The 6,672-nt window shown below is 70.4% G+C and carries 5 protein-coding genes and 1 pseudogene; 4 read left to right on the forward strand and 2 right to left on the reverse strand.

Translation table 11 applies throughout. The features are described from left to right. The 4 genes from ACWGI8_RS36395 to ACWGI8_RS36410 form a co-directional block, all read left to right on the forward strand. Positions 1 to 900: carbohydrate ABC transporter permease (locus ACWGI8_RS36395; protein WP_453667667.1), on the forward strand; the 900-nt coding region annotated here is incomplete at its 5' end. A 7-nt stretch (positions 901 to 907) separates the two neighbouring features. Continuing rightward, complete coding sequence (locus tag ACWGI8_RS36400) at positions 908 to 1,753, forward strand: carbohydrate ABC transporter permease (RefSeq protein WP_453667669.1); 846 nt, start codon at positions 908 to 910, stop codon at positions 1,751 to 1,753. Between the two features lie 68 nt (positions 1,754 to 1,821). Beyond that, positions 1,822 to 3,759: a glycoside hydrolase family 5 protein gene (locus tag ACWGI8_RS36405; protein WP_453667671.1), complete on the forward strand. Its 1,938-nt coding sequence runs from the start codon at positions 1,822 to 1,824 to the stop codon at positions 3,757 to 3,759. Between the two features lie 97 nt (positions 3,760 to 3,856). Beyond that, positions 3,857 to 5,611: a glycoside hydrolase family 35 protein gene (locus tag ACWGI8_RS36410; RefSeq protein WP_453667673.1), complete on the forward strand. Its 1,755-nt coding sequence runs from the start codon at positions 3,857 to 3,859 to the stop codon at positions 5,609 to 5,611. 61 nt (positions 5,612 to 5,672) lie between these two features. Here the strand turns inward: ACWGI8_RS36410 and ACWGI8_RS36415 are convergent, their stop codons facing one another. After that, complete coding sequence (locus tag ACWGI8_RS36415; RefSeq protein ID WP_453667675.1) at positions 5,673 to 6,287, reverse strand: HAD family hydrolase; 615 nt, start codon at positions 6,285 to 6,287, stop codon at positions 5,673 to 5,675. Between the two features lie 193 nt (positions 6,288 to 6,480). Beyond that, positions 6,481 to 6,672: pseudogene (locus tag ACWGI8_RS36420) on the reverse strand (MFS transporter); the annotation flags it as partial.

Raw genomic sequence — 6,672 nt, forward strand, 5'->3', positions numbered from 1 at the left:
CGTCCCGGCCGGTCCGGCTGGGCCGCGTTCGTCCTGCTGACCGCGCCGATGGTGATCGGCCTCGGCCTCTTCAAGTACGTCGCGATCGGCTGGAGCTTCCTGCTCAGCTTCAGCGACGCGCGCGGCACCATCGCCCTCGGGCACTGGGTCGGACTCGAGAACTACCGCCGGCTCCTGTCCGACCAGGCGTTCCGCGACTCCCTCCTCCAGATCCTGCTGTTCACCGCCTTCATCGTGCCGCTCACCTTCGCCGCCTCGCTCGGTCTCGCCCTGCTGGTCCACCGGATCAGACGGGGCCGGGCCCTGTTTCGTACCACCTTCCTCATCCCGGCGGCCGTCTCGTATGTCGCCGCGTCACTGCTGTGGAAGATGTCCCTGTTCAACGGCCTCCCGGCGGGCATCGCCAACACGATCGGAGGATGGTTCGGAGCGGAGCCCGTCCCCTGGCTCCAGTCCACCTCGCCGCCGCTCTACTGGGTCGCACTCGTCACCCTGCGGCTCTGGCTCCAGGTCGGCTTCTACATGGTGCTGTTCCTCGCCGGACTCCAGGCCATTCCCAAGGAGTTGTACGAGGCCGCCGCACTCGACGGCGCCACCGGCCGGCGGCTCCTGACGAGGATCACCCTGCCGATGCTGCGCAACACCTCCGTCGCCGTACTGATGCTGCTGTTCATCGCCGCCTTCCAGGCCTTCGACGAGTTCTACAACCTGTTCAACAGCGGCCTCTCCGGAACGGGCACCGCCCCCGTACAGACACCGCTGGTCCACCTCTACAACACCGCCATGGGCAGCCAGAACTACGGCATCGGCTCGGCCGGAGCCTTCGTGCTCACCGCCCTCATCGTCGGAGTGACGCTGCTCCAGGGCCGGTTCACCGGATTCGGCAGGAGCGGAGAATGAGACGCGCATGATCACCCTGCCCGGACTGTCCCGATCCGTGCGCCTCCTCGCACGCGGTCTGCTCGTCGGCCTCCTGACCACGGCCTTCCTCGCGCCTTTCTACCTGATGCTCCGCAACGCGCTCATGGACTCGCAGAGCCTGACGGCGCCGGAGTGGACATGGTGGCCCTCGACGATGCACTTCGAGAACTTCACCGCCCTCTTCGGCGACCCCGCCGTCTCCATGGGCCGGGCCCTCGGCAACTCCCTGCTCATCGCCGCCGTCACCGCGCCCGTCTCCACCCTCCTCGCATCCGCCGCCGGCTACGCCCTGGCCCGGATCCCGGTCCCGGGACGCGGCCTGGTGCTCGCCCTGATCGTGGCCACCCTGATGATCCCCGGCTCGGTCACCTTCGTCCCGACGTTCGTCGTCGTCGGCTCCATGGGCGGCGTCAACACCCTGTGGGGCATCATCGTGCCCGGTCTCTTCAACCCGTTCGCGGTCCTGCTCTTCCGCAACTTCTACCTGCAGTTCCCCAGCGAGATCGAGGAGGCTGGCCGGCTCGACGGCCTCGGCTGGCTCGGCCTGTACCGCCGGATCGCCCTGCCGAGCTCCGGAGCCATGCTGGCCTCGCTCGGGGCCCTGTCCTTCATCGACAGCTGGAACTCCTTCCTGTGGCCGCTGGTCATCGGACAGGACCCGTCCGCCTGGACCGCGCAGATCGCACTGTCCACCTTCCTCACCTCGCAGACCGTCAATCTGCCCGGTCTCTTCGCCGGTGCCGTCGTCACCATCACGCCCCTGGCCGTCATGTTCCTCGTCGCCCAGCGGTACATCGTCGAAGGCATCGCCACCAGCGGCCTCAAGGGCTGACCCGCACACCGCACGTTCCCGCACCATGCACAAGGCAGGCACACCTCCCACACCCATAAGGAGCCTCCGTGGCACCCCGTTTCACCCCGCTCCGACGCGCGGCCGCAGGCCTCGCCACCTCGTCCGCGCTCCTCCTCGGCACCCTCACCCCCCACGCCGCCGCGGCGGACACCGGGACGGCGCCGCCCCCGGCCCTCACCGGCGCACAGCTCGCCGCCTCGTGGACCGCCCCGCTGTCGACCCGGGACCGGTACGTCGTCGACGCCGACGGCGACCGGTTCAAGCTCAAGTCCGGAAACTGGGCCGGCGCGCAGGGCACCTGGCAGGGCAGCGGCGACGTCGGCGACGTGGCCAACCACCAGGCCAGGCAGATGTCGCACAACATTCCGCTCGGCCTGGACAGGAAGCCGATGGCCCAGATCCTGGCCGACTTCCACGCCCTGGGCCTGAACAGCATCCGGCTGCCGTTCGCCAACGCACTGATCCACGACACGAGCGTCGTCCCGGACTCGGCCGTCGCCGCCAACCCGCAGCTCAAGGGCAAGACCCCGTTGCAGGTGCTCGACGCCGTCGTCGGGGCCCTGACCACCGACGGCTTCGCCGTCATCCTCAACAACCACACCACCAGCTACCGCTTCTGCTGCGGCCTGGACGGCAACGAGCGCTGGAACAGCGGCCAGTCGACCCAGCAGTGGATCGACGACTGGGTGTTCATGGCGAAGCGCTACCAGGCCGACAAGCGGGTCGTCGGAGCCGACCTGCGCAACGAGGTCCGCCGCGACACCTGGAACGACCCCAACTGGGGCTGGGGCAACGACCACGATCTCAACAAGGCCATGGAAGCGGCCGGCAACAAGATCCTGCAGGCCAACCCGGACATGCTCGTCATCATGGAGGGCATCAACTGGCAGGGCATACCCACCGACCTGACCCCCCATGGCCGCCCGACGCTCACCCCGGTCGCCACCTTGTCCAACACGCTGATCCGCTCCGACAAACTCGTCTACGCAGCCCACTTCTACGGCTACACGGGCCCGAACCACACCGGCGCCACCGGCACGGGCGAGACACACGACCCGCGCTACGAGGAGCTCACCCCCGCACAGCTCGCGCAGGTCGTCGACGACCAGGCCCTGTTCGTCACCCGGTCCGGCCAGCACTTCACCGCACCCGTGTGGATCAGCGAGTTCGGCGCCGCCGGCCGTGGGGACATCGACGCCAAGGAACGCGCCTGGTTCGCCAACTTCACCGACATCCTGGTGAGGAACGACACCGACTTCGCCATCTGGCCCCTGGTCGGCTGGACCGACACGAACGGCACGCCGCAGGACAACTGGGCCATGGTCAACTACAGCGCGAACGGCACGCGGCTCGGTGTCATGGATGCCGGCGACTGGCGCGCCACCGACTGGAACAAGCTCGTCAACGCCCCCGGCAGGACCGGCCGGATCGCCCCGGCCCCGCGCTGGAACATGCTCAATCTGGACTACGCGGACTACAACGTCTCCGCCACCATGCTCGCGAAGGCGGACTGGTCCCCGGGCAACCGCAAGGGCAACTGCCCGGACAGCCAGCGCGTGACCGGACTCGCCCGGAGCAGCGGCCGGGGCCTGTGCACCGACGCCGGGCAGCCGGCGAAGGCGAGCGGCCCCTGGACCGTCGTCACCGACGAGCGGTACGTGACCGGAGGCGACTGGGCGAGCGGCTACAACAAGCTCCAGTGCCCCGGCCGCAGCTTCGCCGTCGGCTACAGCATGCGCGGCAGCGCCATGGCGGCCCTCCTGTGCGCGCCCGCGACCGCCGCCCTCCCCACCACCGGCCGCGTCCTCTGGTTCGACCACGGCGACAACCGGCCCGCGACCGGAGGATCGACCGCCAGCGACTGGGCGCCGGGCAAGTACAAGGGCCAGTGCGCCGACGACGAGTACCTCGCCGGCGTCGCCTTCACCTGGAAGTGGAACCACGGCGGCGTCCCCGACGCCCTGCTGTGCCGCCCCCTCGCCTGAACCGCTCCATCGACTTCCGAAGCACCGCTCGACTCCGGCCGGCCGCCTGATTCCGGGTGGCCGGCCCGGCCTCCCCTTCCCGAGGAGCACCACCGCCATGCCCCGACTGGAGATCGCCGACGACGGATTCCGTCTCGACGACCGCCCGTTCCGCATCATCTCCGGAGCCCTGCACTACTTCCGGGTCCACCCGGAGCAGTGGGCCGACCGCCTCCGCAAGGCACGAATCCTCGGCCTCAACACGGTCGAGACGTACGTGCCGTGGAACCTGCACGCCCCGCGCCGGGGTGAGTTCCACCTCGACGGCGCCCTCGACCTGCCCCGATTCCTCGACACCGCGGCCGCCGAAGGACTCCACGTCCTCCTCCGCCCCGGCCCGTACATCTGCGCGGAATGGGAGGGCGGCGGTCTGCCCTCCTGGCTGCTCACGGAGGACGACATCGTCCTGCGCAGCCGCGACCCCCGCTTCCTGCGTGCCGTCGACGAGTACCTCGGCGCCCTCCTGCCGCCGCTCCACCGCTACCTCGGCAGCAGCGGCGGGCCCGTCCTCGCGGTCCAGGTGGAGAACGAGTACGGCGCGTACGGCGACGACACCGCATACCTGGCCGAGATCGCAGCCATGCTGCGCCGCCACGGCGTCGACGTACCGCTCTTCACCTGCGACCAGCCCTCCGACCTCGTCCGGGGCAGTCTCGACGGCGTCCTGGCCACCGCAAACTTCGGCAGCCGGACCACCGCCGGGCTCGCCGCGCTGCGGGAGCACCAGCCCAAGGGCCCCCTGATGTGCGCGGAGTTCTGGATCGGCTGGTTCGACCGCTGGGGCGGGATCCACGCCCGCCGCGACGCGGCCGACGCCGCCGCCGAGCTCGACCTTCTCCTCGCCGCCGGCGCCTCCGTCAACATCTACATGTTCCACGGCGGCACCAATTTCGGATTCACCAACGGCGCCAACGACAAGGGCACCTACCGGCCCACCGTCACCTCCTACGACTACGACGCGCTCCTCGACGAAGCGGGCGATCCCACGCCCAAGTACGCTGCATTCCGCGAGGTCATCGCCCGCTACGCGCCGGTGCCCGACGACCCGCCGCCCCTCGCCGGACCGAAAGCCGCGTACGGTTCGCTCGAACTCACCCGTGCGGCGGGCCTGCTGGACCAGGCCGACGCACTCGGCACCCCGGTGACCGCCGACCGGCCGCTGACCATGGAGGAGCTCGGCCACTCGTTCGGGTTCGTCCTCCACGAGACCGACCTGGCCACGCCCGGACCGGTGCTCCTGCACGCCGAGCACGTCCACGACCGCGCCCAGGTCTTCGTCGACGGGCAACCGGTCGGCGTCCTGGAACGGGAGAACCACGAACACGCCCTCGCCTTCACCGTGCCCCGCCCCGGAGCCCGGCTCGCCGTCCTGGTGGAGAACCAGGGCCGGGTCAACTACGGACAAGGGCTCCACGACCGCAAGGGCCTGATCGGCCCCACCACGCTCAACCGGACCGCGCCCACCGTCTGGCACAGCCGCGCCCTGCCCCTGGACCACCTGGACGCCCTCGATCACCGGCCCTTCGACCCCGCGCGTCCGCCGGTCGGGCCGGCCTTCCACCGCGGCACCTTCACCGTGGAAGAACCCGCGGACACGTTCCTCCATCTCGATGGCTGGACGAAGGGCCTCGCCTGGATCAACGGCTTTCCCCTGGGCCGATACTGGTCCCGGGGACCCCAGACCAGCCTGTACGTCCCCGGCCCCGTCCTCAGGCCCGGAGCCAACGAGGTCACCGTCCTCGAACTCCACGCCGCCACGACGCGCCACGTCCACCTGCGCGACACACCCGACCTCGGAGCCACCGAGGAGTGAACCGCCGGCCCGGCACCCCCCGCCTCGGACCCCCAGGGAGCCTCTGGTCCACGTGGGGTGATCAGGTGCCGGACCGGAAACGGGTGCCGGTGTAGGGGCGAACATCGATGACCGTCATACCCGCCGCGTGGGCCGCCTCGATGCCCTCGTCGCTGTCCTCGTAGACCGTACAGCGCGAGGGATGGGCCGCGAGGAGCTCGGCCGCACGCAGGAAGATGTCGGGTGCGGGCTTGCCCCGGTCGACGTCGTCACGGGTCACCAGGGTGTCGAAGTGCTCGCTGAACGGCTGGTGGCGCAGGGTCTCCTCGATGACGCGGCGCGCGCCGCCGGACGCCACCGCCATGGGGACCCGGCCGTGCATGGCCTCGACGACCTGCAGCACCTCCCGCTGCGGTCGCACGGTGTGGGCCTCCTCGAGGAACATCTCGTCGCGGTCGGCGACGAGTTGCTGCACGGGGCGGGACAGCGTGAGGGCGCGCTCGTCGACCAGGGTGCGGATCATCTCCGCTGACGAGAGGCCCGTGCGGGCGTCGAACCACTCCTGTTCCAGGGCCACGCCTTCCGGGGCCAGGACGGCTGCCATGGCCCGGTAGTTGGCGTACTGGCTGTCGACGAGGGTGCCGTCCCAGTCGAAGAGCAGGCAGTTGGCGTGGCGGGGGGCAAGGTCGGGGTGCATGCGAAAGGTGCCTTCTGGGTGTGGGCCCGACGCGGGACCCGCCGGTGTACGCCGGGTCGGTTCGGGTCGGTTCGGTTCGGGTCGGTTCGGTTCGGGTCGGGCGAGCCGAGCCGGGTCGGGTCGGGCCGTGGCGGGTTCTGTGATCAGGCTGAGCAGGGTCTGAGCGGAGCGGGTCGGAGGTGGCGGAGGGCATTCAGTCGGCAGCGTGCACGGCGGCCGCCGGCCGCGCGGACGTCACCAGTGGCCTACCCCGTGTCTCGGGCATCCAGCGGGCCAGCGCCAGCGCCGACGCGCCCGTGACCGCCGCGTACAGGGCGAACGTGCCGGCCAGCGACAGCTGCTGGACCAGCGGGAGGAACGTGGTGGCGACCACGAAGTCCGCCGC

Source organism: Streptomyces sp. NPDC054841, assembly GCF_053611045.1.

Bases quoted from the DNA above. Each gene is read 5' to 3' on its own strand.
- ACWGI8_RS36400 (WP_453667669.1), top strand. From the start codon at position 908: ATGATCACCCTGCCCGGACTGTCCCGATCCGTGCGCCTCCTCGCACGC.
- ACWGI8_RS36410 (WP_453667673.1), top strand. From the start codon at position 3,857: ATGCCCCGACTGGAGATCGCCGACGACGGATTCCGTCTCGACGACCGC.
- ACWGI8_RS36415 (WP_453667675.1), bottom strand. From the start codon at position 6,287: ATGCACCCCGACCTTGCCCCCCGCCACGCCAACTGCCTGCTCTTCGAC.